This window comes from Paenibacillus tritici (assembly GCF_018207515.1).
Taxonomy (GTDB): domain Bacteria; phylum Bacillota; class Bacilli; order Paenibacillales; family Paenibacillaceae; genus Paenibacillus_AQ; species Paenibacillus_AQ tritici.
This window is the reverse complement of sequence record NZ_CP073365.1, coordinates 6,392,641-6,419,422: the sequence shown is the minus strand read 5'-3', so window position 1 is coordinate 6,419,422 and position 26,782 is coordinate 6,392,641. Positions and strand designations below refer to the sequence as shown.

At 52.5% G+C, this 26,782-nt stretch carries 21 protein-coding genes; 15 read left to right on the top strand and 6 right to left on the bottom strand.

The window, feature by feature from the left end; genetic code table 11:
* Positions 1–214 precede the first annotated feature (214 nt).
* Positions 215–358 (top strand): sporulation histidine kinase inhibitor Sda, encoded by a 144-nt coding sequence (gene sda / locus KDC22_RS27500; RefSeq protein WP_173131749.1) that lies wholly within the window; start codon positions 215–217, stop codon positions 356–358.
* A gap of 128 nt (positions 359–486) precedes the next feature.
* Here the strand turns inward: sda and KDC22_RS27495 are convergent, their stop codons facing one another.
* Positions 487–1,485 carry an NAD(P)/FAD-dependent oxidoreductase gene (locus KDC22_RS27495; protein WP_211721027.1) on the bottom strand — a complete coding sequence of 333 codons (999 nt, stop codon included), beginning with the start codon at positions 1,483–1,485 and terminating at the stop codon, positions 487–489.
* A gap of 301 nt (positions 1,486–1,786) precedes the next feature.
* On the opposite strand from KDC22_RS27495, the gene KDC22_RS27490 reads away from it, so the two are divergent.
* Both KDC22_RS27490 and KDC22_RS27485 read left to right on the top strand, forming a co-directional pair.
* Positions 1,787–2,980 carry an NAD(P)/FAD-dependent oxidoreductase gene (locus KDC22_RS27490; RefSeq protein ID WP_173131751.1) on the top strand — a complete coding sequence of 398 codons (1,194 nt, stop codon included), beginning with the start codon at positions 1,787–1,789 and terminating at the stop codon, positions 2,978–2,980.
* Between the two features lies 1 nt (position 2,981).
* A complete protein-coding gene (locus KDC22_RS27485) occupies positions 2,982–3,275 on the top strand; it encodes a hypothetical protein (protein ID WP_211721026.1) in 294 nt (97 codons plus the stop codon).
* A 147-nt stretch (positions 3,276–3,422) separates the two neighbouring features.
* Here the strand turns inward: KDC22_RS27485 and hemQ are convergent, their stop codons facing one another.
* Positions 3,423–4,181: a hydrogen peroxide-dependent heme synthase gene (gene hemQ, locus KDC22_RS27480; protein WP_173131756.1), complete on the bottom strand. Its 759-nt coding sequence runs from the start codon at positions 4,179–4,181 to the stop codon at positions 3,423–3,425.
* Positions 4,182–4,473: 292 nt separating this feature from the next.
* Here hemQ and KDC22_RS27475 point away from each other — a divergent pair, with 292 nt between their 5' ends.
* The 3 genes from KDC22_RS27475 to dnaI all read left to right on the top strand — a co-directional run bounded on the left by KDC22_RS27475 (position 4,474) and on the right by dnaI (position 7,454).
* A complete protein-coding gene (locus tag KDC22_RS27475) occupies positions 4,474–4,770 on the top strand; it encodes a YuiB family protein (protein WP_173131758.1) in 297 nt (98 codons plus the stop codon).
* A 158-nt stretch (positions 4,771–4,928) separates the two neighbouring features.
* Positions 4,929–6,476, top strand: coding sequence for a replication initiation and membrane attachment family protein (locus KDC22_RS27470; protein ID WP_211721025.1), 1,548 nt, complete (start codon positions 4,929–4,931; stop codon positions 6,474–6,476).
* An 18-nt stretch (positions 6,477–6,494) separates the two neighbouring features.
* On the top strand, positions 6,495–7,454 hold the full coding sequence (dnaI, locus tag KDC22_RS27465; RefSeq protein ID WP_173131764.1) for a primosomal protein DnaI: 960 nt from the start codon (positions 6,495–6,497) through the stop codon (positions 7,452–7,454).
* Positions 7,455–7,820: 366 nt separating this feature from the next.
* Here the strand turns inward: dnaI and KDC22_RS27460 are convergent, their stop codons facing one another.
* On the bottom strand, positions 7,821–9,194 hold the full coding sequence (locus KDC22_RS27460; RefSeq protein WP_211721024.1) for a glycoside hydrolase family 43 protein: 1,374 nt from the start codon (positions 9,192–9,194) through the stop codon (positions 7,821–7,823).
* Positions 9,195–9,394: 200 nt separating this feature from the next.
* Positions 9,395–9,556, bottom strand: coding sequence for a YqzM family protein (locus tag KDC22_RS27455; protein WP_173131770.1), 162 nt, complete (start codon positions 9,554–9,556; stop codon positions 9,395–9,397).
* A 379-nt stretch (positions 9,557–9,935) separates the two neighbouring features.
* On the opposite strand from KDC22_RS27455, the gene trxA reads away from it, so the two are divergent.
* The gene (trxA, locus tag KDC22_RS27450; protein ID WP_036701616.1) at positions 9,936–10,253 is read left to right on the top strand and encodes a thioredoxin; all 318 of its coding nucleotides are present in this window, start codon (positions 9,936–9,938) and stop codon (positions 10,251–10,253) included.
* Positions 10,254–10,431: 178 nt separating this feature from the next.
* Complete coding sequence (uvrC, locus tag KDC22_RS27445; protein ID WP_211721023.1) at positions 10,432–12,501, top strand: excinuclease ABC subunit UvrC; 2,070 nt, start codon at positions 10,432–10,434, stop codon at positions 12,499–12,501.
* A gap of 587 nt (positions 12,502–13,088) precedes the next feature.
* On the opposite strand, the gene KDC22_RS27440 is transcribed toward uvrC, so the two are convergent.
* Complete coding sequence (locus tag KDC22_RS27440; protein WP_211721022.1) at positions 13,089–14,795, bottom strand: CPBP family intramembrane glutamic endopeptidase; 1,707 nt, start codon at positions 14,793–14,795, stop codon at positions 13,089–13,091.
* A 631-nt stretch (positions 14,796–15,426) separates the two neighbouring features.
* Between KDC22_RS27440 and KDC22_RS27435 the strand changes: the two genes are divergently transcribed.
* The 6 genes from KDC22_RS27435 (at position 15,427) to KDC22_RS27410 (ending at position 24,603) form a co-directional block, all read left to right on the top strand.
* Positions 15,427–16,788, top strand: a complete 1,362-nt coding sequence (locus tag KDC22_RS27435; protein WP_246553040.1) for a TrkH family potassium uptake protein — start codon at positions 15,427–15,429, stop codon at positions 16,786–16,788.
* Positions 16,789–16,801: 13 nt separating this feature from the next.
* A complete protein-coding gene (locus KDC22_RS27430) occupies positions 16,802–17,470 on the top strand; it encodes a potassium channel family protein (protein WP_173131782.1) in 669 nt (222 codons plus the stop codon).
* Between the two features lie 395 nt (positions 17,471–17,865).
* Positions 17,866–20,133 carry an AraC family transcriptional regulator gene (locus tag KDC22_RS27425; protein ID WP_211721020.1) on the top strand — a complete coding sequence of 756 codons (2,268 nt, stop codon included), beginning with the start codon at positions 17,866–17,868 and terminating at the stop codon, positions 20,131–20,133.
* An 885-nt stretch (positions 20,134–21,018) separates the two neighbouring features.
* Positions 21,019–21,975: an ABC transporter permease gene (locus KDC22_RS27420; protein ID WP_425516972.1), complete on the top strand. Its 957-nt coding sequence runs from the start codon at positions 21,019–21,021 to the stop codon at positions 21,973–21,975.
* A 14-nt stretch (positions 21,976–21,989) separates the two neighbouring features.
* Complete coding sequence (locus tag KDC22_RS27415) at positions 21,990–22,889, top strand: carbohydrate ABC transporter permease (RefSeq protein ID WP_211721018.1); 900 nt, start codon at positions 21,990–21,992, stop codon at positions 22,887–22,889.
* A gap of 64 nt (positions 22,890–22,953) precedes the next feature.
* Positions 22,954–24,603: a type 2 periplasmic-binding domain-containing protein gene (locus KDC22_RS27410; RefSeq protein WP_211721017.1), complete on the top strand. Its 1,650-nt coding sequence runs from the start codon at positions 22,954–22,956 to the stop codon at positions 24,601–24,603.
* Between the two features lie 114 nt (positions 24,604–24,717).
* Here KDC22_RS27410 and KDC22_RS27405 read toward each other — a convergent pair whose 3' ends face one another.
* Positions 24,718–25,617, bottom strand: a complete 900-nt coding sequence (locus tag KDC22_RS27405; RefSeq protein WP_211721016.1) for a LysR family transcriptional regulator — start codon at positions 25,615–25,617, stop codon at positions 24,718–24,720.
* A gap of 409 nt (positions 25,618–26,026) precedes the next feature.
* Between KDC22_RS27405 and KDC22_RS27400 the strand changes: the two genes are divergently transcribed.
* The gene (locus tag KDC22_RS27400; protein WP_173131798.1) at positions 26,027–26,692 is read left to right on the top strand and encodes a succinate dehydrogenase cytochrome b558 subunit; all 666 of its coding nucleotides are present in this window, start codon (positions 26,027–26,029) and stop codon (positions 26,690–26,692) included.
* Positions 26,693–26,782: the final 90 nt, after the last annotated feature.

The window sequence follows — 26,782 nt, the reverse complement described above, 5'->3', positions numbered from 1 at the left end:
CTAAAAATTTTTTTGGTGCCGATGTCAGGTTTCTGTCCTGTGTATAACTGTTATCCCCATAGTCCACTGTGCACTTCCTGACTTTATAACCCTTACTAACATATTATGCACAGGATCTCCACAGCAGCTTGTGGATAATGAGAACGCTTGTTCGAAAAATGATAGTTTGCTATGATAGATTCAGATCCAAATAAAGGAAAGGTAGGTGAACGTTATGGTTGAATTGTCGGATGAGATGCTGCTGGACTCCTATCACAGAGCTATAGAGCTGCATTTAGAGCATGATTTCATCGCCCTGCTTCTCGCTGAAATTCGCAAACGGAACTTACACTCTCCAGTCCATGCGGTTCTTCATTAAAGATCAGAGCATATCTCTGCAGCATTGGAATTAATTAAACCGCAAGCACCAACAAATAGGGTATCTTTTCAAGTTGAGGTGGAATCAACCTGAAAGGATACCCTTTTATTATCAATCAGCGATAAATTCTAGAGCTTAAGATTGCTGCTGTGTCCGGGAGACAGCTTCGCTTCCGGATCAATATACACCTTGGCGTTATTGATGGCAGTAGGGGCTTCTCCGAAGCCTACGGCAATCAGCTTCAGCTTGCCCGGATAGGTGGTGATATCGCCGGCGGCGAAGATGCCCGGGATACTGGTCTCCATGCGGGAGTCCACCACAATGGAGTTGCCTTCGATCTCGATTCCCCACTGGGCAATCGGCCCCAGGGAGGACACGAAGCCGAAATTGACAATGACGCTGTCCACTTCGATCTCCTGGGTTTCTTTGGTCTTGATATGGGACAAGGTTACCTTGGTAATGAATTCTTCGCCGTGCAGCCCGGTGATCTCGGAAGGCGTAATAACGTTCACCTTGGAGTTCATCAGATTCTCTACACTATGCTCATGCGCGCGGAATTTATCCCGTCTGTGAATCAGTGTTACCTGCTCGGCGATGGGCTCCAGCATAAGCGCCCAGTCCACAGCAGAATCGCCGCCGCCGCTGATCAGCACCTTCTTATCTTTATAAGCATTCAGATCGCTGACGAAATAATGCAGGTTGGCTTTCTCGAAGCGCTGTGCATCAGGGACTTCCAGACGCCGCGGTTCAAATGCGCCTACGCCTGCGGTGATGATGATAGCTTTGGTATGATATTCCGCTTTATCGGTGGTGACGATGAAATGGCGTTCCTCCTGTTTCACAACAGATACCACCTTCTCCTCCAGACGGATATCCGACTGGAACAGCTCCATCTGACGGGTAAGGTTATCGACCAGCTCTTGTGCAGTCACCTTAGGGAAGCCGGCTACATCATAAATATATTTCTCGGGATACAGCGCAGCAAGCTGCCCTCCGAGCTGGGGCATACTTTCAATAAGGGTTACCGAAGCCTGGCGCATACCACCGTAAAAAGCGGCAAACATACCGGCTGGTCCCCCGCCTATAATCAGCATATCGCTCATAGGAACGGTTTGCTCTAATGTCATGAAATACTGCACCTCCGAGTTGATAGTTTCAAAATGCCATACTTGCGTACCTACTCATTATAAACATAGTCGCACCTGCCTGCAAAGGCTTTGATTTCACTGAAAAAGTGTGACATTTTCTTGTATGATTATATTTGATTAAAACGATACTAAGGTTTACAATGGATATGGTTATTTTAGAAATCCTTTAAGTTTTATTGGAAATTCTTCTGAATTTAAGTGTATAAATTCACAAAAGAAACCTGATTTTTTACCAAAAAATAACACATAGACAGATTTACCTGTTGGAAGGAGCCGGAACATGAGCAGTATTCCCAAAATCGTTATTCTAGGCGCGGGATATGGAGGGATCTTGACCGCCCAGCGGCTGCAGAAAGCTTTGAACTATAATGAAGCAGATGTAACCCTGGTAAACCGCCATGAGTATCACTATTTCACGACCCATCTGCATATGCCTGCAGCGGGCACGGACAGCATCGAGCATACGCGCGTGTCGATCTCCAAATTAATCGATGAGTTCAAGATTGATCTGGTCAAATCTTCGGTACAGGAAATCCGTACCCAGCAGAAAAAGGTTATTCTGGAAGATGGAACGCTGTCGTATGATTATCTCGTGATTGCACTTGGCGGCGAGCCTGAAACATTCGGGATTCCGGGACTAGACAAATATGCGCTCACCATCCGCAGCATCAACTCTGTGCGGCTGATCCGTGAGCATATCCAGTATCAGTTCGCCAAATACAAGAATGAGAATAATGCACAGGAGCATATCAACTTTGTGATTGGCGGCGCGGGCTTCAGCGGTATTGAGTTTGTAGCGGAGCTGGCTGACCGGATTCCTGCGCTGTGCAAAGAATTCGATGTCGATCCAAGCATGGTTAATATCTACAATATAGAAGCTGCGCCTACGGCGCTGCCTGGCTTCGCGCCGGAGCTTGTGGAGCATGCGATGACAGTGCTTACCAAGAAGGGTGTCACCTTCAAGATGGGCGTAGCGATTAAGGAATGTCTGCCCGGCGGAGTAATTCTTGCGACTGGTGAAGAGATCAAGGCCTCCACTATCGTATGGACCGGCGGCATCCGCGGCAACCGTCTGATCGAAGCTGCCGGATTCGAAGCTATGCGCGGCCGGGTGAAGGTGGATGAATATCTGCGCGCTCCGGGACATGAGAACATCTTCATTATTGGCGATGGCTCGCTCATGATTAATCCGGAAGGACGTCCTTACCCGCCGACCGCACAGATTGCAATGCAGCAGGGAGAGTGCTGTGCGCATAATCTCGTTGCGGCCATCCGCAGCCAGCAGCCGAAGAAATTCGCCTTCAGCAACAAGGGGACCGTAGCTTCGCTGGGCAAGGGCCAGGGGATTGCTGTAGTAGGCGACAAGACCTATAAGGGCTGGACCGCAGCGCAATTGAAGAAGGTAGTGGATATGCGCTATCTGTTAATCATCGGCGGCATCCCGCTGGTACTCAAAAAAGGAAGATTCCTCTAAGATGCGCCACTGCAGCGTACAAGTTCGCGGACTATTGACGCGTGAGGAGCTGGACCGCTATAACGCTCTGATTGAGGTGGGTTCTTATCTTGAGGATCAGACTCGGTATGATCTGGCCTACCCTATTCAGAAGGAGATTGACCTGCTGATCCTCCCGGCCATAGAGCGCCTGAAGGATAAGGGCCGCGCCCGTGACCGGGCGACGGCTGAATATCTGGAGAGCCTGCGGGACGGGGAAGAGAAAGAAGACGCCGAAGAGGACGCCGAAGAGGACGATAAAGAACCTTCGGTCTAAGTGGAGTTAGTTAAGACGTACAATGCAAAGAGAGCCGTGCTTGCAATACGGCTCTCTTATGCAATAGCCGCTTTTAAGGGCGGCGGCTTTCGGAAAAGTAGTCAAGAAATAGACCGCACACCTCTGCTGAGGGGGCGGTCTATTTTTTTACAGCTTCAGCAGCTCTTCGAACGATTCCTCGGTCAGCAGATTGCCGACATAGAAGGGGCCGAACTCGCCGTAGCGGGCACTCACTTCATCGAAGCGCATCTCGTAGACCAGCTTCTTGAATTGCAGCGCGTCTTCAGCGAACAGTGTCACGCCCCATTCCCAGTCATCGAATCCCACGGAGCCGGTGATGATCTGCTTCACCTTGCCGGCGTAGCCGCGGCCGATCAGGCCATGCGAATGCATTAATTCACGGCGTTTGTCCATATCGAGCATATACCAGTTGTCGGCAAGCTCACGCTTCTTATTCATCGGATAGAAGCAGATATGCTTCGCTTGCGGCAGAATAGGCTTCAGCCGGGCGGCCACATGCGGATTCAGCATCGGATCGCTGCCGTCTCCCGCACTTCCTCCTGCAGCATAGTTGCTGAGTTCGACAATACTTACATAGGAATAGGCTTTGGTCGTATATTGGGCAAAGGCAATTTTGTTAAAAGCGGTCTCCAGTGCATTCAGTGCTTCCAGACTCTCCCGCAGAAACATCATCACGAAATCAGCCTTCTGGCCAACGATGGAATATACAGCAGAGCTGCCTTCCTTGGCTTCCTCCACGGGTCCCCATTCCTGCATGAAGGCATGCAGCTCTTCCAGGGCAACTGCCCGTTCTTCGTCATCGGCTGCTGTCCAGGTTGTCCAGTCCAGTGAGCGGAAGTCATGCAGGGCGTACCAGCCTTCCAGGGTCAAAGCGGCTTCGTTCATAGTGTTCACTCCTTAAAAGTTGTACGAAGCTTAAGCTCCGTCAGAATTCCTGCGCGTAAAATCTGCTCCGTAAGCATACGTTTAATATGTATAAACATATTTTTCGTTACCCATTGCTATTTGCATTGTAGCGCATGCGAACGGGCAAGAGCAAACGCTGATGCCCCGATTCACGCCCATTGCGGCCTTCTGCACGATAATGTTCATTGCTTCGCTACATTTTTTCTAGTAAACTTACTATTATATAAGGTTTGGTGTGCGGTTCTTTATAGAGAGAGGGGATGGCGGTACGATGGGATTTATTCCGGTGTTTGTTCTGGCCGTTTTATTCTTTGTGATGATGTTCGGCATTGGCTTCATTCTTAATATGCTAATGAAGACCACCTGGTTTCCCGCCTACCTGTTCGTTATTGTTATTCTTCCCGTGGTGGTCTATTCCATCTGGGACCGGAGCGCTATGTCGCTAGGGGAGCATCTCTCCACCTTCCATATCGTTGATTATCTTACCGGTATCGCCGGCCTTGCCGGGGCGGTACTGAGCGGCTGGACCATTCAGAAGCTGCGGCTCGGCGGATACAAAATGTTCTAAGGCCCGTCCCGCGGACGGACAGACAAGAAACGGCTGATTTCCTGCAATTTCGGGGAGAAGCCGTTTTTTTGGGTCTTTTTTTACATTTCCGGCCGGGTGTTTTGTGATAGAATAGAAATCTATATGAATTCGTATAGAAGAGGGGGAGGTATCCGCAGATGCGTATGAGCAACCTGCATCATTTCACCGAACATCATCGGTACTGCGTTTCCCGCGAATTCGGTCTAAGTCATCTGGACGGACGTATGCTTGGTTCAGTCTATCAGCCGATGGTAGGCGCGTTCGCCATCAGCCTGTACAGATTGCTGTTCGAGCATATTCCGGCGGAGTCGATCGGTTATTCCGGTGTGGAGCAGCAGCGCAGGCTCTTTATGACCCTGGGCGTTGAACCCAACGAGAAGGGCCGGAAATACCTGGTAGACCAGGCTTCCCGTCTGGAAGCGGTGGGACTGCTGCAGACCTCCCGGATTTATGCCGCGGAGAACGATGATTATATGTATGAGTATGAACTAATGCCGCCGCTGTCACCGGCTGATTTTTTTGCGACCCAGCATTTGACGCTGCTGCTCCGGGATAAGATCGGCAAATTTGCCGTATTGTCGCTGCGTGAGCAGTTCTGGAACCGGGAACCGGAGGAATGGAGCCGGCGTTCGGTCGGTAAAGAGAATATATCGCTGCCCTTCTACGATATTTTTGAGCTGAATACTCATGTGATTGATTATGAGCTGGAGCAGGCATTGGCCGAGGTGGCCTCCGTGCGTCAGCCTGGCATAACGCTGGCGGGTGAGCCGGATATAGCCTACAGCGACATTATTCTGCGCTTTCCGCGCGAATCGGTTAACCGTGCCCATGTGGAGAAGCTGCGGTTTGACCATAATCAGATGGGCGTGATTAATTATGTGGCCCACAAATACGAGCTTGGCCCGCAGGATGTCTGCCGTCTGCTGGATGAGGACGATGTCTTCACGCCGGACGGAGAGGTGATTCTGGATACATTGCAATACAAGGCGAGCCAGCATTTCCGCCAGGATCTGAAGCGCCAGGAGAAAAGAGAGATCGCCGCGGCCAAGGTGGTATCGCTGCGTTCTGCCGTTGACGAGAGTGATCCTTCCGGCGCGCCGGTGGAACAATCGGTCGAAATGGAATTTTATGTAGAAGTGCCTCCGCAATTTCTGTCCAAATGTGACATTCACCAATATAATATGATGCTGCGCAACGAGCCTTATACACGCCTGTTGCAGACGTTCTTCCCCGGGGCGGTTCCGGGCCAGCTAATGGATATCTTCGAGAAGATTGATCTGAACTATAAGCTGAACGGTGAAGTGATCAACGTGCTGATCCATTACCTGATGACGATGGTGGCTTCGGGCGGCGATCAGCGGATGAACCGCAACTTCGTGGAGGCGATTGCCTCCAATATGCTGGTGAAGCAGGTGAATACTTACGAGAAGGCCGTGCGTTATATCCGCGACCAGTCCAAAGTGAAGGGCAAAGGGGCGGCTTCCGCCTCGTCCGGCACAGGCGCCCCGGGAACCCGGCAGCGTTCGTATACGAAGAACGGCGGGCGTTCCGGCAAGCAGGAGATCCCGATTGTGCTTGATGACGGCAGTGCCGGAACGGTATCGGAAGAGGAATTCGCGGCGATGATGAAGAAAGCGGCCGAGATCAAGGCCAGTAAGAAAAAAGGCGTTCTGAGAACGCCCTGAAGAAAGTGAGGTGCAGCGATGGAGTCCATGGGCGAAGTGCTGCGTTCGATGAACAACCCTGCTCTGCGCCAGCGCTCCCGTGACCTGGAGCAGACCCTGCTGAATCATCCCCTGGTCAAGGAGCTCCAGGCTGAGCATCCCGAGCTGGACGAGTCCCGGCTGCGGCTGCACTTAAGCCGTCTGTACCAGTATGTCGAGGAGGACCGGCACTGTAAGAACTGTCCTGGCCTTGCGAATTGTCCTAATGACTTCCAGGGACACTACAGCAAGCTTACGGTGGAGACGGTGAACGGTGTAACGGATCTATATGAACGCAAAACCCCGTGCAAGCTTAAGATCGCACAGGATAACCAGGATAATATCCGCAAGCGGATTCGCAGCTTCTATGTGGACGAGCGGGTGCTGAACGGCGGATATGATGAGATGGATATAATGGGCAAGGACCCCCGGCGGGCCTCAGCCGTGAATAAGATATTTGACTATATTGCAGCAGTGCGGGCGGAGGGTCTGACTTCACGCGGAATCTATCTGCAGGGCAGCTTCGGGACGGGCAAAACTTTCCTGATGTGCTACCTGCTCCATGAGCTTGCGATCTCAGGCTATAGCGGTGTGATCGTGTATATGCCCGATTTCATTGAGGAATTGAAGCTGATCATGATGGATAACCAGAAGCTCAAGGAAATGGTTGATACGATGAAGAATTGCGATCTGCTTATATTTGACGACATTGGCGCGGAGAACCTGAATCCCTGGGCCCGTGACCATGTGCTGGGAGCGATCCTGAACTACCGGATGAACCGCAAACCCACCTTCTACACCTCGAATTATCCGCTGGACGGGCTGGAGAAGCATCTCAGCATCACCAGCAAGGATGGCGAAGAGGCTTATAAAGGCCAGCGGCTGATGGACCGGATCGCCCCGTTTGTGGAGGTTATTCCCCTGCATGGGGAGAATCAGCGGGGCAGAGCCAGAGGTTAGTAGAAATTTCTCAAAAGCTTCAAACATTAAATAAACAGCGACTCCTGTTATTGGAGAATCGCTGTTTTTTTGTTTTTGGCTGTCGCAGCCACCGCAGGGATAGGCAGCGTAAAATGATGTCACCCAGCCGTTTAACGGCAGCATCACGATGAATAAGGTGATTTTAGAAAGGTTTGAAGAAACTTTTTCCATTTAAACAGCGGAGCGGACGGACTGATTGTGGAAAAGCGGCAGCGGTCGCCTTGGTCTCCGGATTTTTACCACTTAGGAATATAAATAAAATCTGGAGACCACAGCGATTGGAACAACGGGCCGTTCGCGGAGCGTCCACACAAGTGCTCACATTGATCCTACTCCGTTTCTATTTCAGCTGGCGCTGAATTTCCACCAATTGATATTGAACAGGTACCCGCTGCCGCCCGTGAATTTCAGGTAGAGGTCGTGAGTCCCGTTTGCGCCGCTCACTGCGCAGGTTGTGGTCTTCCAGCTTTGCCAGCCTCCTGTATTCTGGACCGCGCAGGTGCCGATCAGTGTTCCTGTGGGGCTGTCCAGCCGCAGCTCGATAGTACCGCCGCTGCCTGCCGAAGCCACTCTCGCCTCGAAGGCTGCGGCTCCAGCGCCGAAGTTCACATTTTTAATTTTGATGAAATCCCCGTGATCTATGAAGCCTACATTCATCCCGCCGTCCGTGTCAGAGGTGGTCTCGGTCTCTACCCCGGATGCCCACGCGCCCGTCTCGGCCTGTGTTCTGACATAGGGATTAAGATTCGCTAGGGCCTGCGGCCCGGCGGTTGTCATGTTGATGGCCGGGAAGCTGCCGTCGGCGTTGTAGTTGAATTGTTCGACAGCGACCGACCGGGTGAAGCCCCCTCCTCCAGGCAGTGCGCCATTATGATAAAAGAAATAGGAGCGCCCTTTGAAATCTATGATGCCGGGGTGATTCGTGAAGCTTCCGCCCTGTGTAGGCATAATGATTCCTCTGTACGTCCACGGGCCTGTAGGAGAAGAACTGGTAGAATAGGCGATATTCTCGGGAATTCCGCTTGCTCCATAGACCATATAGTATAAGCTGCCGCGTTTGTAGAACCAGGGTCCTTCTTCGTACAGAGTCGGTCTGTCGGCATTGCCGCTCCGTACACCGAAGCCCGCTGTGGTCATAGGCACCTGGACAATTCCGGTACTCTGGTTATAAGAGATCATATCCGGGTTGAGCTTCACATATTTCAGTGCCGGATTCCCCCAATAGAGATAGGCCTGGCCGTCACTGTCTATATAGACCGACGGGTCAATGTCGCCCCAGCTGCTGGATACCAGCGGTTTGCCGATGGCGTCGACGAACGGGCCGGTGGGACTGTTTGCAACGGCGACTCCGATGGCGGGGCGCCCGAGCGAAGTGCTTTTAACCGTCACATAGAAATAAAATTTACCGTTGCGCTCTATCACCTGGCTTGCCCATGCTTCTCCGCTTGCCCAGCTGAAAGCCTTGTAGGATAACGGCGACCCGTGATCTGTCCAGTTCGCCATGTCCTTGGAAGAGTAGACCCTCCAATCATTCATCGTATAGTAGGTCGAGTTGTCTTCGTCATGTCCGGTGTACAGGTATACTGTGTCGTTGTATACCAGCGGAGCCGGGTCCGCCGTATAGATGGTTTGTACCACAGGGTTGTCGGCAAATGATACCGGGGAATAGAGCGCAGATGCCAATACCCCTGCTACAGCCATGCCCAATAGCTTTTTCATCCTTCTTGCCTCCTTAATGGATTATATAAAAGCGCTTTCGCATAAAGAGTAACATGGCTCCGTGGAAACAAAAATGTGTTTTCTTTTTATAAAATTGTGAATTTATGTTATTTCGGGCGCTTCTTCCTGGAACGCAAAAAAAATCCGGCATCCCGCTCGGAACAGAGCGAAACAGCCGGACTTCCAGCCTTCTAACCTGACTACTCGGACAAAAACTTGATGATGACCATTCCGAAGAATACCACGGTCATGAAGCCGGTCATTCCGAAGAAACCGACCAGCAGATCACCAAGATCGTTGCGGGGCTCCTCGTTAATATGCTCCCGCGGGTCACGGACCTGTGCGTTGACATTGACGTCCATCGCTTCTTCCTCCTTGCTGTTGCATGACTGCATAAAGTGGGGTACAGTTATACATGTGTGAGAGAAGTCATTGACAATTAATGCGTTTTCTTCAAGTATACGAACTTGCCAGGAAGATGTAAAGAGAAGATCCGCGCTACAATAAGATGCACGAATTAATTTTATACAATATAATTTTCTGAAATATATAACAAATGCATTGTATTTATGTTATACTGGGGATGTGTCGGTAAATGATAATCTGGTTATCATATTACATGAAGCATTTTATCCCGCTATATTCTCGGAGTAATTTCGGCAGACTTGGCTCAGGCTAGAGAAGCGGAAGTTATTTCGTACAGCTTAAGCTCAACAAAACTTTTTGAGGAGGAACAATATCATGGCTATCGTGAACGTGTCTGACCAATCCTTCGTGAACGAAGTGGAAGGTCAAGGTACTGTAGTAGTAGATTTCTGGGCACCTTGGTGCGGCCCTTGCAAAATGCTTGCCCCTATTCTCGAGGAATTGTCCACCGAGCTAGGAGACGATGTGAAGATCGCTAAATTGAATGTTGATGAGAATCCTGAGACAGCTTCCCGTTTTGGAGTAATGAGTATTCCTACTCTGATCTTCTTCAAAGACGGTCAGCCTGTGGACAAAGTCGTAGGACTGAACTCCAAGGACTCCCTTAAGAATATCGTAGCCAAACATCAATAATTGATTATAACCTGCTGTAACCGGGGCCTACGGCCCCTTCACACAAAGCGCCTTCGGTCTACCGAAGGCGCTTTGTGTGTCCAATACAAACGGATGTTCTATATTTAGGCTTGAATCTGTAGTACATTCTATTCTACACTTACCTTATAACGCTGTAGTAACAGGTGGGGGAGAACTTATGGATTATATGGATAATATCCGCAACAAGCTTGCGCTGCTGCCCGATCTGCCCGGCTGCTATCTGATGAAGAATCAAGAGGGTACGATTATATATGTGGGCAAGGCCAAGGTGCTGAAGAACCGCGTGCGTTCTTATTTTACCGGCAGCCATAACGGGAAGACGCAGCGGCTTGTCGCCAATATTGTGGATTTCGAATATATCGTGACGTCGAGCAATATGGAAGCACTCATTCTGGAGTGTAATCTGATCAAGAAGCATATGCCGCGCTACAACGTGCTGCTGAAGGATGACAAGACCTTTCCTTATCTCAAAATAACCAACGAAGCCCATCCGCGCCTGGAGGTTACCCGCCGGGTGCTGAAAGATAAAGCTAAATATTTCGGCCCGTATCCGAACAGCTACGCGGCCCAGCAGACGAAGAAGCTGCTGGACCGGATGTATCCGCTGCGCAAATGCGGGGTAATGCCGAAGGAGGTCTGCCTGTACTATCACATGGGTCAATGCCTGGCGCCGTGCGAGAAGGAAGTGCCGAAGTCTGCGTACGAGGAGATCATCCAGAATATCTCATCCTTCCTCGGCGGGGGACATGACGCGGTGAAGAAGGATCTGCAGAAGAAGATGCAGGAGGCTGCCGAGGAGCTGTATTTCGAGCGGGCCAAGGAGCTGCGCGACCAGATTATGCACATTGACGCCGTGATGGAGAAGCAGAAGATCAATACGGCCGATACCAAGGACCGTGACGTCTTCGGTTATGCGGTGGATAAGGGCTGGATGTGTGTGCAGATCCTGTACATGCGGCAGGGTAAAATGATTCAGCGCCACTCGTCAGCTTTTCCGTTCTACGGGGAAGCGTACAGTGACTTCATGTCCTATGTGACGCAGTATTACAGCGACAATCCTGCCCTTCCGCAGGAGATTCTCCTGCCGGATATGGCAAGTGCCGGGATGCTCCAGCCGGAAGCAGGCAGCGCCGCTGGTCAGGGAAGCGGCGGACCGGAGGCGGGGGGAATGCCGAGTGGACAGGCGCTGATGGCAGCCTTGGGCGCAGAGGACGAGTCGGAGGCCGGAGAGTTATCCCGCGGGGCGGCCGCTGGTGAGGGGCTTGCGGCTGATCTGTCCGGGGCAGCAGGGCCGGGCGCAGCGGCGGAAGCGGCACAGGAGCAGGCGGAACTGGAGCAGGAAGCGGCTGCTGAAGGGACCGTGGATGCGGCCGGAGGGGCAGCAGCCCTGCAGGAATGGCTGGGCATCAAGGTGCTGGTGCCGCAGCGCGGGCTCAAGAAGCAAATGGTTGGCATGGCCTGCCAGAACAGCCGGGTGGCGCTGAATGAGAAGTTCCGCCTGATTGAGCGGGATGAGGAGCGCACCTCGGGGGCGGCCAGCAGTCTGGGACAGAGCCTGGGGCTTGCGTCGCTTAACCGGATTGAAGCTTTTGATAACTCGAATATCCAGGGGGCCAATCCGGTCTCGGCTATGGTGGTCTTCATCGACGGGAAGCCTGCCCGCAAGGAATACCGCAAATATAAGGTCCGCACCGTTCAGGGGCCGGATGATTATGAGACGATGCGCGAGGTCATCCGGCGGCGTTATGAACGGGTGCTGAAGGAGAATCTGCCGCAGCCTGACCTGATCGTAGTGGACGGGGGCAAAGGCCAGATCTCTTCAGCGATTGATATTTTGCAGAATGAGCTGGGACTGTTCATTCCGGTCTGCGGGCTGGTCAAGGATGACAAGCATAGAACGGCCCAACTGCTGGTTGGCGACGCTGCCGAGCCGGTCTCGCTCGCCAGAGACAGCCAGGAGTTCTATCTCCTGCAGCGTATCCAGGATGAGGTTCACCGGTTCGCTATTACGTTCCACCGGGAGCAGCGCGGCAAGTCGATGGTCACCTCGAAGCTGGATTCGATTCCGGGGATCGGGGATAAACGCCGGAAGCTGCTGCTCAAGCATTTCGGTTCGCTGAAGAAGATTAAGGAAGCTTCCGTCGAGGATTTCAAGGTGCTGTCCATCGGCGAGAAGCTGGCCGGTCAGATTCTGGAGGCACTCAAGGACGAGGAGCCGTCCTTATAATAGAATAAAAAGTTTACAAACAGCCACGGCTGCGCCTTCCTGGTATAAGGAGGCGTTGCCGTGGCTGTTTGGTTCCAGCAGGAATGAGGAGCAAAAGTACACTCGAATAAGCCCAAAGTGGGCAGCACGCGAGGATGAGAGGGATAAATCCCTCTGAATCCGCCGAAAGTGGGCAGCACGCGAGGATGAGAGGGATAAATCCCTCTGAATCCGCCGAAAGTGGCCTTCACGTGAGTATGAGAGGGATAAATCCCTCTGAATCCGTCGAAAGTGGGCAGCACGCGAGAATGAGAGGGATAAATCCCTCTGAATCCGCCGAAAGTGGCCTTCACGTGAGGATGAGAGGGATAAATCCCTCTGAATCCGTCGAAAGTGGGCTGCACGCGAGGATGAGAGGGATAAATCCCTCTGAATCCGCCGAAAGTGGGCAGCACGCGAGGATGAGAGGGATAAATCCCTCTGAATCCGCCGAAAGTGGGCAGCACGCGAGGATGAGAGGGATAAATCCCTCCCAATCCGCCGAAAGTACTCGCAATTTTTGTTCCAGCCTAAGCCGTAAGTGTGGCACCTGCTTAGGCCAGCTCCTGCTATATAGGCTTAACCGGTTCCGCCGGCGCCTGCCCCCGCGGAGGATTGAAGCGGTACACAAGATAACCGACAATGAACGGCAGAATAATCGTGACAATGCCGGCGCCTATATTAACCTTATCCTGCATGAAGATCAGGGTCGCCCCCATCAGGATGCTGTCGAACACGACATGGCTGAACATCACGGTGATGAACCCGTAACGCAGGAAAATATAGCTGAACAGCAGCCCAACCACAGTCAGCTCAATCGGCCGTGAGCTTACCGGATAGATCGGGTAGAGGGTATGCCCCAGCGCCCAGATCAGGGTGGTAATCAGTGCGGCGATGAAGGTGTTCTTGACAAGCTTCTTCAGCATGCGGATACCGAACAGCCGGTAGACTGCCTCTTCAGAGAGTCCGGCAAGCCAGGCGACGATAGGCAGCAGCCAGGCATATTTCATGTTGTAGGGTGACTGGCTGGCGTCGGTGGTGGACCAGTTATCCATAGTGTAGGAGAGAATAATGAACATAACCGTCTGTACACCGAGCAGCACGAAGGCCCAGACATAACCGGCACGGATACTGTTCAGTACATATCGGCCGTAGCCCGGCTCTTTGGCATGGGGCCAGGGATTAAGCTTCTCCTCGGAACGCCACAGGCCGTCGCCTCCGACCAGGGAGAAGTAGAGCATCAATGACATCAGCAGACTATACAGTACGTAGATGATGAACATAACAACAGCCGTAATTCTGGCTTCGGCACTGCCGCTGCCGGATTCGGACAGCACATTATAGCTGCTGACCATCATGATCAGGAAATGAACCGAGCTCAGGAAGACGCCGCGCTTCCAGGAAGTGTGCTTCCTGCGCAGAATACTGTAGATCAGCGCCAGAATACCCAGAAGCACTGTAGGCAGACCGTACCCGAACAAGGTGAGCTTCTTGGCGAGCGAGGTTTGTCCGGCCACGTAGGTATCATGCCAGGCGGGAGCAGAGAATCCGGCGCGGAAATAAGAGACCTCACCGTCCAGATAATTGAATTGATAGTTCAGCCGGGATTCGCCTACTTTGACCGAGCTGTCTGAATAGACAAGCCCGTAGCCTTCAGCGTTAGCCTCAATCTTCAGCTTGGCGGGGTTGGCCCCCCATAACTGCAGCCAGGGGCGGGCGAGGCTTTCTTTTCTCTCGAGACTCAGATCCGGTTCGCTGCTTGCAGAGGTTATAGTACCTGGACGTTTGATTGCCGAAGCTGCCGGTCTCTCTCCGTAATCAAGCCCGGCTGCAGCATCGGCATCGGCGCCAACGGCAAAAGCTGCAACCTCACCGGTGTACATATTGAGATCGACAGCCAGGCGGGCCGCCGGTTCCCCGGACGTGTAGAGTACGGCATGGTAAACATCGAACGGGTACCGCTGGTCCAGCTTGTTCTTGGAATAATCTGTGAGCAGCTTCTCCCGGGACATGTATCCGTAGAAAGAGGAGTCTGTCTTATACAGGATGACCCATTCATCCTGGCTTCCGGGTTCGTATCCGAGCTGCTTGGCTGCGAATGCGGCAGCTTTCTCCCGGACTTCGCTTTTGCTGAGGATGGCTGTATCCCCGCCCGGGCTGGAGAGGAGCTGGGGAGCGATCTGGAACATGACAAATACGATCAGTCCGAGAATTCCAGCAAGGATAAGTTTGGTAGTAAGGGGCCGCTGCTCTAGGGGCTGGCCGACGGGATTCATGAAACGCCTCCTTGAAATGAAATGCTCTTATTCATTCATTATAGTATTACTTGCCGGGCAGTTACAAAAAATTGCCGTATTATTCTTTTACGTGAAGAAGTACAGGCTTATGCTTGAAGGCAGGTTATTTTTAAAAGATAAGTGTATTTATACGCTCCGCTCAATACATATTCCTTATCTTTTCCGCTGAACCGGCTGCCGTCCTTGTGAAGGACGGTGCAGCCGGTTCAACCTGGTTAAATACACGCTGCATCGGTGGGAATATTGTACTTTGTGCAACATGAAGCCCAAGGTGCCATGCGTTCATGAGGCTTGTTGCACAGATTGCAACAATGGCCCCGGCTAACCCGCTTGAAGGAGAGAGAATGCATCCTTTTGTGCAACAATTTAGAATTTGAGCCGAAATAAACAGGGGAATGTTGTAATATAGGCAGGATTTTTAAATCAGCGAATTCACGTGACGACGCCGGCTGCCGGGAAGTCCCTTTAGCAGTACTGCTGTTTCCATTTGTGAAAATGAGTCTTTGTGAAGTTAGGCAATAACGTATATAATTTGTATGCTTGCCCTGATTCTCATTCATTCTTCAATGATCTGATTACCCATATAATAACACCTGAAAGGATGAGGAGTTTGGCTTCACCGTTTCCCAAAATCACCGGCTTCCGGTTCCTGAAGCTTGCTCCTCCGCAAATCCTGGTGCTAAGCTTCGCTGCGGTCATCCTCATCGGGACGCTGCTGCTGATGCTTCCTGTATCAAGCGTACCGGGTCAGCCGCTTGGCTTCATGGATGCGCTGTTTACCGCCACCTCCGCCGCATGTGTGACCGGGCTGGCTGTAGTGGATACCGGAACCCATCTCACCGGATTCGGACAAGCGGTCATTCTGGTACTGATACAGATCGGCGGGCTTGGCTTCATGACGATGGCCACGCTGTTTGCCTTAGTATTCGGGCGCAGAATCTCACTGCGCGACCGGCTGATTCTTCAGGAAGCCATGAACCAGAGCTCGATGGAAGGGATTGTACGGCTGATCCGTAAGGTATTGCTCTATTCCCTGGTGATTGAAGCGGCGGGAGCAGTCCTCTTGTCTATTCGCTGGGCAGTAGATATGCCGCCGGGCCGGGCGATCTATTATGGTATATTCCATGCGGTATCCATGTTTAATAACGCCGGATTCGATCTGTTCGGCGGGCATGACAACAGCTTAATCAGCTATGTCGGTGACCCTGTAATCAATCTGGTGGTCATGCTGCTGATTACTTCCGGGGGAATAGGCTTCATTGTGATCTCCGATCTGGCCGAGTTCCGCCGTAAACGCCGGTTGTCTCTGCACAGCAAGGTTGTGCTGTCAATGACTGCCGGACTGATCCTTACAGGCATGGCCGTCATCTTCATCTTCGAGTTCACCAATACGGCGACTCTGGGACCGCTGAATCTGGGGAGCAAGCTATGGGCATCCCTGTTCCAATCTGTAGCACCGCGTACAGCAGGAGCGAACACGCTGGATATTACGGGCTTGCGTCAGGCGTCGCAGTTCTTCATTCTGCTGCTGATGTTCATCGGGGCTTCGCCGGGCTCAACCGGCGGCGGTATCAAGACGACGACCTTCACGCTGATGATCGGAGCTGTAATCTCCATGCTGCGCGGCCGGGAAGACATCGTGCTCTTCCGTTACCGGCTGGCTCAGGAGCGCGTGTTCAAGGCGCTGACGATTACCCTGCTGGCTCTGCTGCTGATCGTCACGGTATCCATGATGCTCTCGACCACGGAGGGTCTCCCTTTCCTGATGATTCTGTTCGAGACGACCTCGGCCTTTGCCAATGTTGGACTAAGCCTGGGGCTGACACCTGAGCTTACGCAGGTCGGCAAAATCCTGATCTGCCTGACCATGTTCGCAGGACGGCTTGGGCTTCTGACGCTGGCTTATGCGCTGGGTCCCAAACAGGGTAAACCTTTGTATAAATATCCGGAAGGCAAAATGATAATTGGATAAGGGGAAGTGAATCATGAAACCACAGCAGTTTGTTGTAATCGGCCTGGGCCGCTTCGGTTCAAGCCTGGCGCTGGAGCTGATGTCCATGGGCTATGAGGTGCTTGGTATTGACCACCAGGAAGAGCGGGTGGAGGAAATGAGCGGGCGGCTGACCCATGCCGTAATGGCGGATGCTACGGATGAAGGGATTATGCGTTCCCTCGGGGTGCGTAATTTCGACTGCGGTATTGTGGCGATCGGTGATAATATGGAGCGGAGTATTCTGGCCGCGATCTTGCTTAAGGAGCTTGGCGTCAAGCAGGTGGTCGGCAAAGCGATCTCCATTCTGCATGGCCGCGCGCTGTCGAAGCTGGGCGTGGACCGGGTGATTTTTCCCGAGCGTGATATGGGTGTCCGTGTGGCGCATCAGCTCGTGACGCCGAATCTGCTGGATTATATCGAGATCTCCAAGGATTACAAGGTCGTTGAGCTGACGGTCCCCGCCTGCATGAACGGCAAAAGCCTCTCCGAGCTGAACACCCGCGCCAAATACGGCTGCAGCATCATTGCCCTGAACCGCGAGGACGGCATCATTGTTGCCCCGACCGCGCATGATTATGTGCATCAGGGGGATATCATGGTGGTGATCGGCTCCAATCACAGCATCGAGGAATTCGAGGACGAAGCGGTGAATGCGGAGTAGAGCTGACTATCTATATAAAAGGAACACCAAAAACGTCCGGCTGACATGCCTCCGGGCGTTTTTGGTTTGTCCGGGAGCTCTCTACATCCGCACATCGGTGCGGCGGTACACCAGCCAGCCGGCTGCTGCGCTGAGTGCGATGAATTTCCCGCTTTGAAAAAATTTCCTACACACATATGTAAAATGTATCCTGAAATGATAAAATAAAAATATTGAATTACTGAGGCAGCCGTATGGGGAGCAGGGAGCGTAAAAGCAATAACGGAAGGGTTGGAAACTCTGGATTGTAAGCGTTAACATATAACTCCAGCAGCGGAGACAGCGGCAAAAGACGGGTCCGACATACATAAGACAGCTCCAAGCTAGGTACAGAGAAATCCTTAGGGGGATATGTGATGAAAAAGACACCGATGTTCCTGCAGCTGGCCTTAATTCTATTCTGCATTATGGCTATTCCGACAGCGATCCTGACCTGGTACAGCGGGTCACAGATTATACAGAACTCCGAAGCGGCCATCGGGGAATCCACACTGGCCGGGCTCAATGCCAACCGCAGATTAAATGAGAATGCGCTTGCCAATCTGGCCCAGGATACATCGCGTCTGGCGGCGACGAATATTTTTGACCGCATCCGCAGCTTCGAGACGTACGATGAGATTAACGCCAACTACAACAATGTCAGCCTGGCGCTGTCGGTGACCAAGGAGCTGCTGAATTTGAACCGCCGGGTAGACGGTGTGTACTCCTCCTTTTTTTACCTGAAGGATTCGGATTATGTCTTCTCCACGGACAACAGCATCACGACACTGGCGCGTTATGAATCCATCGGATGGATCACAGAAGCGCTTGAAGGACGCCGGGGGATCAGCGGGGTGTGGGTTCCCCGTAAGCTGGCGTCGGGTGAGCATGTTGTATCGTATGTGTACCCGCTCAACCGTCTCTCTACCACCACAAGCGGAACTATTGTCGTCAATATGAAGGAGAGCCAGATCGGCAAATATCTGCATGCCGCTGAGGCCGGCAACAGCAACGATCTGCTGCTGGACGCTGACGGCAAAGTGATCTCCTTCAATGACCGGTCCCTGCTGCTCTCTGACGGCCGCAAGCTGCCCTTCCTGCAGGAGATCCTGAATCAGGAATCCAGTGAAGGCTACACGTTCCGCGAGCTGGACGGCAACCGGATGGTATACGCCTGGAACCGCTCGTCCTTGTCCGGATGGTGGAATGTCAGCTGGAGCTCCATGGATGAGCTGATGAGCAAATCAAGGGAGATGCAGGGGAATATCATTCTGCTTACCGGAGCGATCATCGTACTCGGGACGCTGCTTGCCGTCTTCCTGGCGACCTGGCTGTCCAGGCCGCTGAGGCAGCTGGTACAGATGATACGCTCTAAGAGCGATCTGGGCGTCGTGAACAAGAATGAGCTGGCCTTCCTGAAGCTGGCGTTCAAGCGGATGCAGGAGGAGGAGGAGAGCCTGTTCCAGCTGCTTCAGGAGCGTGAGCAGGATACCCGCAGTCTGGCTGTACACCGTCTTCTGCGCGGTGAGCTTCCGCCGCGGATCATGGAGGTTTTTCCGCATCCGTGTTATAGGGTGGTGGTTATCGCCATCGACCAGTACAGAAGGTATGTGGGCAATACCAATGTGGAGACTCGCAGCTATCACCGGTATCTGCTGGGTGCCAGGTATGAGAGCCTGTTCCCGGATGGAATGGTCGCCCGCAGCGTCTACCACAATGAAGGCTGTATGGTGATCGTACTGAATTATGCCTTGGAGGAGGGGGATGAGCACGGCCGTCTTGTGCATCAGGCGCTCGAAGAAGTCCGGGACCAGTCACTCGAACTGCTGGAGCATTCGGTAACGGTTGGAGTAAGCGAACTGGCGGATGGTCCCGAGAGGGTGACCCTGCGGCTGTTTGAAGCGATGGAAGTGATCAAGCGCCGGATGATCAACGGGGCCGGAGCCATTATGTACTGGCATGACGAAGAGGAGAACAGCCGCAAGTATCTGGATTCCGAGAGCAGCGAGCGGCGGATTCTCAACTTCCTGGATGCCGGTGAGCTGGCCGGAATCTACAAAGAACTTCAGAATATCCGCAGCCGGATCTCCGCAGAGGACAATATTTCCTACGATAATATAATGTTCATCTATTATCAGCTGATGGGGGCGACCCTCAAGCATCTCCGGGAGAACCATCTCGGGACCGGACGGATGATTATGGGCAGGGGCAATGTATACTCAATGCTCGCTGCCATGGATACTCTGGATGAGCTGGAGGAGTACCTGTATGATTTTTACTGTGAGATTGTACAGAGTCTGGACCACAGCACCCCTGAGACCAATTATGCGCAGCGGATTACCGAATATCTGAAGCAGCATTACCGGGAAGAGATTGTCTTCGAGGATATGGCCAAGCAGATTGGCATCAGCTACTCCTATATGCGCAAAATTGTCTACGAGCAAACCGGAAGCAGCATGATTGATTTCGTGAATCAGCTGCGGATCGAGAAGGCCAAGGAGCTGCTGCGGGATTCCGAACTGACGATCAAGCAGATTGCCGCAGAGGTCGGTTATTATAATGTTCAGAGCTTCAACCGCTTCTTCCGTAAGTATGAAGGAATGCCGCCAAGCGGCTACAAATCGGCGAAGAGCAAGAGTTCATAGGAGCCTTTGTTTGATGTAGCACCGTTCGCTAGAAGGACAGAACTCCTCTAATACAAATATGAATTACAACCCAAACGTTCAGCCAACCGAATACAATGGGCCACCGCGAAGAGAACCGGACCCATTGTATGCGAAAACAAACATGTCTTTCAAGGCACAACTCCAGCATGAAAATGAGCAGCGCGCCTAAAAACAGAACGTAATCTGTTCATTTATTTAACAAATTTTAACGGAAAACCGAACACAATTGGACTGGACGTGCCGCGTAGGGCGAATGTAATCGGAAAACCGAACACAATTGGACTGGACGCGCCGCGTAGGCCAAATGTAATCGGAAAACCGAACACAATTGGACTGTGAGCGCCGCGTAGGCCGAATGTAATCGGAAAACCGAACACAATTGGAAGGTCGTGCGTTTATCGCAGGTTGTGCCAGAAGTATTTTCACAGAAAACCGAATACAATAGGCCACTGCGAAAGGAAGCGGACCCATTGATCGTCCATTAGAGCGGGAGGTTGTCCCGGTAGTTCAGGTTACGTTCTAACCATAAAATGAAAACGCTTTATTAATTTTGGGAATACCTATCAGATTTGATTATGGCGCTGCTGTGGAGGCCTTGGGGGCCGGGCTTCAATCATTTTTGACGGGTGATCATCATTACTCATGATATTCAAGCCCGGGCAAAGGGGATAGCATAGGAATCGGGCCGGAAGCCAGAGGCCGGCAAGCCAAGGCAAGCCGATGTAAGCCCACGCAAGCCAATGCAAGCCAATGCAAGCTAATGCAAGCTAAGGCAAGCCGATGTAAGCCCACGCAAGCCAATGCAAGCTAATGCAAGCCAATCAAAAGCCAATTCAAGAAGAATTCAAAGAGGGGGTGAATAGGTTGAAAGCTGCAAGCGCTTCACCAACAAATCACAGTCCTTTATTAAGAAGGAAACAGGGATTCGGCTATTACTTACAGCGGGATTGGCAGCTTTATCTGCTCGTGATGCTTCCGCTGGCTTTTGTAATCGTATTCAAATATTTGCCGATGACCGGGCTTGTTATCGCCTTCAAGGACTACAAGATCGCCAGAGGCTTCTGGGGCAGTGAATGGGCCGGGATGCAGGTCTTCCAGGATCTTTTCGCCAAGCCTGATTTCATCCGGGCCGTCCGCAACACACTGCTGCTTAATGTGCTGGACCTCTGCTTCAGCTTCACGATGCCCATCGTGCTGGCGCTGCTGCTGAATGAGATCAAAAGCATCCGGTTCAAACGCATCAATCAGACGGTGCTGTATTTGCCCCATTTCCTGTCCTGGGTCATTATCGGAGCCATCGCTTACCAGCTTCTCAGTGAGGGCGGCGGCGTTGTTAACAATCTGATAGAGCTCATGGGCGGCACCCGGATTCCGTTCCTGCAGCAGGACACCAACTGGCTGATCAGCTATCTGGTCATCGGGGTGTGGCAGAGTATGGGCTGGGGCACGATTATCTATCTGGCGGCGATGAGCGGGATTAACCCGGAGATGTATGAAGCAGCTACGGTGGACGGGGCAGGCCGCTGGAGAAAGGTATGGAGCATTACGCTTCCCTCCATCCGGGCGACGATTGTAACCCTGCTGATTATGGCGCTGGGAAAAGTAATGGACGGCTCCTTCGAGCGCATATACGCGCTGCAGAATAAGGCGACCACGGAGTTCACCACCACGATACCGGTTCTGGTATACCGCTGGGGGATCGAGAGCGGCAATTTCAGCCGGGCAACCGCCATCGGATTATTCCAGTCCGTGATCGGCATTATACTGGTCATCTCCGCTGACCGCGTGGCCAAGAAGCTTGGCGAGGATGGGATTTTGTAGAAAGGAGAGGAGCCATGAAAGCAATAGCCGGAGGCTCTGCCGCTCCCCATAAAGCACGTATAGATATCTGGGAATCGCTGATCCGCCTCGTCATCGTCATTATTTCGTTAATCTGTCTGCTGCCGTTTATTCATGTGGTATCGAAATCGCTCAGCTCGGACTCCTTTGTCATTGCCAACAAGGTGTTCCTGTGGCCGCAGGGCTTCACGATCGAAGCGTACCGTAAAATCTTCGCGGATGCCAGCATCCTCCGTTCCTTGTATATCACGATCATTGTTACCGTGCTGTTCACGATTCTGGGCATGATTCTGACGATCTGTGCCGCCTATCCGCTGTCCAGGGCGCAGTTCAAGGGCCGCAGGGTGATCACCTTCATTTTCCTGTTCACCATGTACTTCAGCGGAGGCATCATTCCCGACTATATGAACATCAATAATCTGGGACTGATGGATACGATCTGGTCACTGGTTCTGCCGCTCTCCTTCAGCGCCTTCAATCTGCTGATTATGAAGACCTCGCTGACCAGCGGGATTCCCGTAAGTCTGGAAGAGTCTGCGCGGATTGACGGTGCCGGACATTTCCGCATCCTGTTCAGTATTGTACTGCCCTTGTCCAAGCCGATCATGGCTACACTTGCGCTCTTCTACGCCGTTGGGCGCTGGAATGCTTATCAGGACGCACTGTTCTATATCAAGCATGAAATCTCCCTCCGGCCGCTGCAGCTCAAGCTGTATTATCTGGTCATTCAGGCGAGTGAAAGCTTCCAGCTCGAGGCCAGCCAGGTGCAGCTCAGCAATCCCGAAGTCCTGAAGGCATCCGTGGTTGTATTTGCTACCTTACCGATTCTCTGCGTGTATCCGTTCGTCCAGAAATATTTCGTTCAAGGGGTTATGCTCGGGGCCGTTAAGGAGTAATCCGGCGCTCTGATATATAGCTGATCTTGTGGAATCCGACAATAATAAATGGGGGGAACCTAAGATGAATACAAGAAGCGTATATTCATTAATGATGGCGTCAGTCATGGCGGCCGGCCTGCTGGCCGGATGCTCGGGGGGGAACAACACCAAGAAGGCTGCAGAATCCAGCAGTACACCGGCCGGGACAGCCGCAGCGACGAACCAGGCCGAAGGCGCCTATCCTGATCATTCCAAGGGCTTCGGGCAAAAAGTCTCGCTAGATATTCCGGTATACGAGCGCGCCTATGAAGGCTGGAATGTGTCCGATAACTACTATACCCGCTGGGTGCAGGCGGAATTCGGCGACAAATACAATATAGAGGTTAACTATGTGCCGATTACCCGCGCCAAGGAAGTGACGGATTACGAGCAGCTGCTGGCTTCGCACAAAGCTCCGGATATCATTTTCCACTACGATATGCCGCAAGCGCTTACTTACTATGGTGAGGATGTGATGCAGCCGCTAGACTATGCCGAGATTCAAAATTATGCGCCGACCTACTGGAAGAACATGGGCGAGACGATTGAACAGTATGGTTCCGTCGATGACCAGAAAACCTTCTTCTTCGCGGCACGCCCTGAGGCCGACAACTTTGTCAACATTATCCGCAAGGACTGGGTGGAGAAGGTAGGCATGAAGGTTGAGGATTTGACCTCGCTTGAGAAGTACAATGAGATGCTGGTCAAATGGAAAGAAGCCGGACTCGGTGTGACCGCCGGTACTCTGCTGCAGAACTTCTTCAACTTCAACTATCCGTTCCGGGAATGGCCGGTGGACGCCAAATACCGTGCGCTGTATTCCGATCTTAGCGTGGCCGATCTGACTACGAAGGATACGGAGGCTTACCTGCGTAACCTCAACTATCAGTACAATAACGGACTGCTCGATAAGGAATTCTACCTGCGCAACGATGAGCCTAAGACCAAAGCGGAATTCGTAGCGGGCAAAACAGGCAACTTTGCGTTCTACCTCGCCAATAACACGGATGTCTTTGCAGCTACGCTGCAGAACAACCCGGATGCCGAGTTTGCTGTAGTGCCTCCTTATGCAGGTGTTCCTGAAGGCAATAAGCCTCAAGGGCGCGCCTACTGGCCATTCGGCTTCATCATGGGGATTAACTATGAATCTACGCCGGAAGAACGGGCTGCAGTCTGGATGTATCTTGAATGGCTCAGCCAGCCGGAGAACCTGTTCAAATTCCAGAACGGGATCGAAGGGGAGAACTATACGCTCGACGCAGACGGCATCGCGCTGAAGAATCCGGACTACAAAGGCGAAGCCGTTCTGGCACAGAACAATAACAAGGACTACTGGGGCCTTGTAACCGAAATCGCCCAGTACCCGGATGCGGCCAAGACCCGCACGGCCAACCTGCGGAACTGGGCACCGGCCGGCTACGAGACACTGGCTGATGATCTGGTGAAGTACTATGACGAGGTGGCCGAATTCCGCACACCGGATGCCCTGTTCAATGTGGTGCTGGAGAAGGTGAACGAATATAAGGCGGATCTGAACACGCTGTTCCAGGAGCTGTATGTGAAGGTGGTGCTCGCTCCGGAAGCTGAATTCGATGCTACGTATGAAGCTGCCAAGAAGACGTACCTGGAGGCAGGCTACCAGGAGATTCTCGATGAGAAGCAGGCAGCAATTGATGCAGGCAAATTCCGTTAATTCGGTGTAAGCCTGGCTTAGTATAGCAAAATAATTACCCGGCAATATCCTCACCCGGCAGGTCGATCCGTAGTGTTACGGAACTTGCCGGGTGATTTCTCTTTTCATCGCGGCTTACTCGCGGCTGTTCAGGAAGACATCCTCCGTGACCTGCACCAGGCAGCGCGCTGCCGTGCTGAGTCCGCCGCTGCCTTGGTAGACCAGACAAGTGGTCCGCTGCGTCTGCTCCAGCTCCTTGATGTGCAGGGAGACCAGCCCCCCGCCATTCAGCAGCTCCGGGCGCAGATACGAATTCGGCAGCAGGGCCGCAGCCTTGATGGTCGGCAGCAGACGGACGATGGCCTCGAAGGAGTCGATCTCCATCCGTACATCGGGATCAACCCCGCATCGCTGGAACAGATCGTCGGTGGTCCGGCGGTACCAGGTGCCCTTGGAGAAGAGGATCATCGGCAGCCGGGAGAGATGCTCCATGGTGAGCCGCTGGGTCAGAGTCAGCGGATGATGCTCGGAGACGACCAGCCGGAGCTGGTCCTCGAAGAGCGGGATGCAGCGCAGGCCCGGCTCCTGTACCTGGGAGGCAATGATGGCCACATCGCATTTGCCTTCGCTGACTGCGGTGACCATCTCATGCGTCTTCCCGGTGATCAGCTTCAGCTCGGCTGCCGGATACTGCTCCGTATAGGCTTTCACCAGCGGAGGCAGTGTGGTCTGCAGGGTAGTCAGGCTGGCGCCGAGGGTCACCAGTTGCGGCTCGCCTTCCTTGAATATAGATAAGGCTTCGAGGAATTTGGAACGCTGCTGCCGCTGCTCCAGCGCATAGGTGTAGGTGAGGCGCCCAACCTCTGTGAGCTCCAGCCGCTTGCCGAAGCGGTTGAACAGGGCGACACCGAGCCGTTCCTCCAGCTTGGAGATTTTGCGGGAGAGGGCCGGCTGGGAGAGATTGAGCTGGCGGGAGGCCCGGTTCAGGCTGGAGTGCTCCACTACCGCAGCAAAAGCATCTAGATCATCATACATTGGATAGCGCTCCTTTGTGTTCAGACTGTGATAAAAAGCATAGCCGGTGAACCGCAGTTCTCCTGCCGAACAGGATGGCAACCCTGGATTGTACGTATATGTCGAATCTAAATGAGAATTATTATCACATAAAAAATATTCTTATGCGTTTATTGTATAACGATTAATAATTAGATTGCAATTCCCTTATAAGCGAAAAAAGAGTAACATGAAAAGTGACACAAGATATTCACATATTGTGAATAATAGAGCAAAGTCCGGGAAAACAAATGGATAGTGGTGCAAACAGACTATTTGCCGCTGAATCAAGCCTGCCGCTTCCCTGTTTCAACTGTACTCCCGGCAGTGTATGCTCTTTACAAAGACTACTTGTGAAAACGCTGTTTTATATGGAAAGGGGACACTTTGCATGAGAGGATTTTATTCCAGAAAGATTCATTCCTTGCTCGGCGTTATCCCGCTTGGGGCCTTTTTCCTTGAGCACATGCTGACGAACTTCGCAGCAGTAGAGGGTGGCGCTTCCGGTTTCACAGACAGTGTGCTATGGCTGAACAGCCTGCCGCTGGTCTTCTTCCTGGAATTGTTCGGCATCTGGCTGCCGCTGCTGTACCACGGGGTGTACGGCCTGTACATCGCCTACCAGTCGAAGCCGAACCTGAACCGCTACAATCTCGAGAGAAACTGGAGATATACGCTGCAGCGGATCAGTGGAGTGGTCACCTTCATCTTCATTGTCTGGCATCTGTGGGACACCCGTGTCCAGGTAGCGCTCGGCAAGGTGGAGCATGATGAGCTTGGCGGTGTCATGCATAACATTGTGACCCAGCCGCTGCTGATGACGCTCTATATCGTCGGTATCGTAGCCGCCTGCTTCCATTTCTCCAACGGACTATGGTCGTTCCTGATCAGCTGGGGAATTACGGTTGGCCCGCGTTCCCAGAGAGTATCATCCGTTCTTTGCCTAGGCATTTTTGTTCTCGTTACCTTCATGTTCGTACTGTCACTGGTAACGTTCCGTAACGATGAATTCCAGGCCACCGCTGCGGCGATGCAGTCATTGCGCAGTTTCATTTAGAATATACAGGTGTGTGGATGCGATTAACTTATGCTGACACCACTTAAGCCTATGCTTCCGAAGCGAGTTTTGCTGCATAGCTATCTCTAA

Excerpts from the sequence above, each read along its gene's own strand:
- KDC22_RS27405 (WP_211721016.1), bottom strand. The coding sequence starts at position 25,617 with ATGTATGATGATCTAGATGCTTTTGCTGCGGTAGTGGAGCACTCCAGC.
- KDC22_RS27400 (WP_173131798.1), top strand. The coding sequence starts at position 26,027 with ATGAGAGGATTTTATTCCAGAAAGATTCATTCCTTGCTCGGCGTTATC.
- KDC22_RS27415 (WP_211721018.1), top strand. The coding sequence starts at position 21,990 with ATGAAAGCAATAGCCGGAGGCTCTGCCGCTCCCCATAAAGCACGTATA.
- KDC22_RS27425 (WP_211721020.1), top strand. The coding sequence starts at position 17,866 with ATGAAAAAGACACCGATGTTCCTGCAGCTGGCCTTAATTCTATTCTGC.
- KDC22_RS27470 (WP_211721025.1), top strand. The coding sequence starts at position 4,929 with ATGCGTATGAGCAACCTGCATCATTTCACCGAACATCATCGGTACTGC.
- hemQ (WP_173131756.1), bottom strand. The coding sequence starts at position 4,181 with ATGAACGAAGCCGCTTTGACCCTGGAAGGCTGGTACGCCCTGCATGAC.
- KDC22_RS27495 (WP_211721027.1), bottom strand. The coding sequence starts at position 1,485 with ATGACATTAGAGCAAACCGTTCCTATGAGCGATATGCTGATTATAGGC.
- sda (WP_173131749.1), top strand. The coding sequence starts at position 215 with ATGGTTGAATTGTCGGATGAGATGCTGCTGGACTCCTATCACAGAGCT.
- KDC22_RS27485 (WP_211721026.1), top strand. The coding sequence starts at position 2,982 with ATGCGCCACTGCAGCGTACAAGTTCGCGGACTATTGACGCGTGAGGAG.
- KDC22_RS27490 (WP_173131751.1), top strand. The coding sequence starts at position 1,787 with ATGAGCAGTATTCCCAAAATCGTTATTCTAGGCGCGGGATATGGAGGG.
- KDC22_RS27460 (WP_211721024.1), bottom strand. The coding sequence starts at position 9,194 with ATGAAAAAGCTATTGGGCATGGCTGTAGCAGGGGTATTGGCATCTGCG.
- dnaI (WP_173131764.1), top strand. The coding sequence starts at position 6,495 with ATGGAGTCCATGGGCGAAGTGCTGCGTTCGATGAACAACCCTGCTCTG.
- KDC22_RS27440 (WP_211721022.1), bottom strand. The coding sequence starts at position 14,795 with ATGAATCCCGTCGGCCAGCCCCTAGAGCAGCGGCCCCTTACTACCAAA.
- KDC22_RS27475 (WP_173131758.1), top strand. The coding sequence starts at position 4,474 with ATGGGATTTATTCCGGTGTTTGTTCTGGCCGTTTTATTCTTTGTGATG.
- KDC22_RS27455 (WP_173131770.1), bottom strand. The coding sequence starts at position 9,556 with ATGGACGTCAATGTCAACGCACAGGTCCGTGACCCGCGGGAGCATATT.
- trxA (WP_036701616.1), top strand. The coding sequence starts at position 9,936 with ATGGCTATCGTGAACGTGTCTGACCAATCCTTCGTGAACGAAGTGGAA.
- KDC22_RS27430 (WP_173131782.1), top strand. The coding sequence starts at position 16,802 with ATGAAACCACAGCAGTTTGTTGTAATCGGCCTGGGCCGCTTCGGTTCA.
- KDC22_RS27410 (WP_211721017.1), top strand. The coding sequence starts at position 22,954 with ATGAATACAAGAAGCGTATATTCATTAATGATGGCGTCAGTCATGGCG.
- uvrC (WP_211721023.1), top strand. The coding sequence starts at position 10,432 with ATGGATTATATGGATAATATCCGCAACAAGCTTGCGCTGCTGCCCGAT.